Genomic DNA, 2,974 nt, shown 5'->3' on the forward strand with positions numbered 1-2,974 from the left:
TTATGCCGGTACTGCCGGGCCTCTTGCGGGATATCGTCCATTCCGACAGCATCGCCAGTCACTATGGCGTGCTGCTAGCGCTATATGCGTTGATGCAATTTCTATGCGCACCCGTTCTCGGAGCACTGTCCGACCGCTTTGGCCGCCGCCCAGTCCTGCTCGCTTCGCTACTTGGAGCCACTATCGACTACGCGATCATGGCGACCACACCCGTCCTGTGGATCCTCTACGCCGGACGCATCGTGGCCGGCATCACCGGCGCCACAGGTGCGGTTGCTGGCGCCTATATCGCCGACATCACCGATGGGGAAGATCGGGCTCGCCACTTCGGGCTCATGAGCGCTTGTTTCGGCGTGGGTATGGTGGCAGGCCCCGTGGCCGGGGGACTGTTGGGCGCCATCTCCTTGCATGCACCATTCCTTGCGGCGGCGGTGCTCAACGGCCTCAACCTACTACTGGGCTGCTTCCTAATGCAGGAGTCGCATAAGGGAGAGCGTCGACCGATGCCCTTGAGAGCCTTCAACCCAGTCAGCTCCTTCCGGTGGGCGCGGGGCATGACTATCGTCGCCGCACTTATGACTGTCTTCTTTATCATGCAACTCGTAGGACAGGTGCCGGCAGCGCTCTGGGTCATTTTCGGCGAGGACCGCTTTCGCTGGAGCGCGACGATGATCGGCCTGTCGCTTGCGGTATTCGGAATCTTGCACGCCCTCGCTCAAGCCTTCGTCACTGGTCCCGCCACCAAACGTTTCGGCGAGAAGCAGGCCATTATCGCCGGCATGGCGGCCGACGCGCTGGGCTACGTCTTGCTGGCGTTCGCGACGCGAGGCTGGATGGCCTTCCCCATTATGATTCTTCTCGCTTCCGGCGGCATCGGGATGCCCGCGTTGCAGGCCATGCTGTCCAGGCAGGTAGATGACGACCATCAGGGACAGCTTCAAGGATCGCTCGCGGCTCTTACCAGCCTAACTTCGATCATTGGACCGCTGATCGTCACGGCGATTTATGCCGCCTCGGCGAGCACATGGAACGGGTTGGCATGGATTGTAGGCGCCGCCCTATACCTTGTCTGCCTCCCCGCGTTGCGTCGCGGTGCATGGAGCCGGGCCACCTCGACCTGAATGGAAGCCGGCGGCACCTCGCTAACGGATTCACCACTCCAAGAATTGGAGCCAATCAATTCTTGCGGAGAACTGTGAATGCGCAAACCAACCCTTGGCAGAACATATCCATCGCGTCCGCCATCTCCAGCAGCCGCACGCGGCGCATCTCGGGCAGCGTTGGGTCCTGGCCACGGGTGCGCATGATCGTGCTCCTGTCGTTGAGGACCCGGCTAGGCTGGCGGGGTTGCCTTACTGGTTAGCAGAATGAATCACCGATACGCGAGCGAACGTGAAGCGACTGCTGCTGCAAAACGTCTGCGACCTGAGCAACAACATGAATGGTCTTCGGTTTCCGTGTTTCGTAAAGTCTGGAAACGCGGAAGTCCCCTACGTGCTGCTGAAGTTGCCCGCAACAGAGAGTGGAACCAACCGGTGATACCACGATACTATGACTGAGAGTCAACGCCATGAGCGGCCTCATTTCTTATTCTGAGTTACAACAGTCCGCACCGCTGCCGGTAGCTATTGACTATCCGGCTGCACTAGCCCTGCGTCAGATGGCTCTGATCCAAGGCAAACTGCCAAAATATCTGCTGGCACCGGAAGTCAGCGCCCTGCACCATTATGTTCCGGATCTGCATCGCAGGATGCTGCTGGCTACCCTGTGGAACACCTACATCTGTATTAACGAAGCGCTGGCATTGACCCTGAGTGATTTTTCTCTGGTGCCGCCTTATCACTGTTGAAGGCCACCGCTCATCACGCGTTTGCTGACATTGAGCCCTGCCGGCCGATCGGCCTGAGACTCTCAGCACAGGAGACGGCGGGTGACGAGCGTATACTTTTTCGACGCTTGGTTGCGGTCGCGCTAGGCGTGGCCGCCGACGAACCCGCTGGTGTCGCCCTTGCGGAGCAGCGCAAGGCGGACCTTGCCACGACATCCCCTCGCCCGCCGATCGTCTAAATTCGTCGAGGTTAAGAAATTCCCGCTCCGGCGAGGCCATCACCATCACCGGCGTCAGGTAGTGGACATGGCAGCAGCGCACGCAGGGGCACTGTTGCAAAGTTAGCGATGAGGCAGCCTTTTGTCTTATTCAAAGGCCTTACATTTCAAAAACTCTGCTTACCAGGCGCATTTCGCCCAGGGGATCACCATAATAAAATGCTGAGGCCTGGCCTTTGCGTAGTGCACGCATCACCTCAATACCTTTGATGGTGGCGTAAGCCGTCTTCATGGATTTAAATCCCAGCGTGGCGCCGATTATCCGTTTCAGTTTGCCATGATCGCATTCAATCACGTTGTTCCGGTACTTAATCTGTCGGTGTTCAACGTCAGACGGGCACCGGCCTTCGCGTTTGAGCAGAGCAAGCGCGCGACCATAGGCGGGCGCTTTATCCGTGTTGATGAATCGCGGGATCTGCCACTTCTTCACGTTGTTGAGGATTTTACCCAGAAACCGGTATGCAGCTTTGCTGTTACGACGGGAGGAGAGATAAAAATCGACAGTGCGGCCCCGGCTGTCGACGGCCCGGTACAGATACGCCCAGCGGCCATTGACCTTCACGTAGGTTTCATCCATGTGCCACGGGCAAAGATCGGAAGGGTTACGCCAGTACCAGCGCAGCCGTTTTTCCATTTCAGGCGCATAACGCTGAACCCAGCGGTAAATCGTGGAGTGATCGACATTCACTCCGCGTTCAGCCAGCATCTCCTGCAGCTCACGGTAACTGATGCCGTATTTGCAGTACCAGCGTACGGCCCACAGAATGATGTCACGCTGAAAATGCCGGCCTTTGAATGGGTTCATGTGCAGCTCCATCAGCAAAAGGGGATGATAAGTTTATCACCACCGACTATTTGCAACAGTGCC

Annotated in this window: 4 protein-coding genes; 2 read left to right on the forward strand and 2 right to left on the reverse strand. The window is 57.9% G+C overall.

Annotated features, from left to right (window positions below):
* The coding region (tet, locus tag AC2VNK_RS08410; protein WP_180740292.1) for a Tet(A)/Tet(B)/Tet(C) family tetracycline efflux MFS transporter at positions 1-1,121 on the forward strand (1,121 nt) is incomplete at its 5' end.
* 55 nt (positions 1,122-1,176) lie between these two features.
* On the opposite strand, the gene AC2VNK_RS08415 is transcribed toward tet, so the two are convergent.
* Entirely contained in the window at positions 1,177-1,305 is a 129-nt protein-coding gene (locus AC2VNK_RS08415; protein WP_001260374.1) for a type VI secretion protein, read from the reverse strand.
* Positions 1,306-1,570: 265 nt separating this feature from the next.
* Here AC2VNK_RS08415 and AC2VNK_RS08420 point away from each other — a divergent pair, with 265 nt between their 5' ends.
* On the forward strand, positions 1,571-1,849 hold the full coding sequence (locus tag AC2VNK_RS08420) for a site-specific integrase (RefSeq protein WP_000015696.1): 279 nt from the start codon (positions 1,571-1,573) through the stop codon (positions 1,847-1,849).
* A 357-nt stretch (positions 1,850-2,206) separates the two neighbouring features.
* Here AC2VNK_RS08420 and AC2VNK_RS08425 read toward each other — a convergent pair whose 3' ends face one another.
* A complete protein-coding gene (locus AC2VNK_RS08425; protein ID WP_001067855.1) occupies positions 2,207-2,911 on the reverse strand; it encodes an IS6-like element IS26 family transposase in 705 nt (234 codons plus the stop codon).
* Between the last annotated feature and the right edge of the window lie 63 nt (positions 2,912-2,974).

It is taken from the genome of Acidithiobacillus sp. TH-A35 (assembly GCF_057473505.1).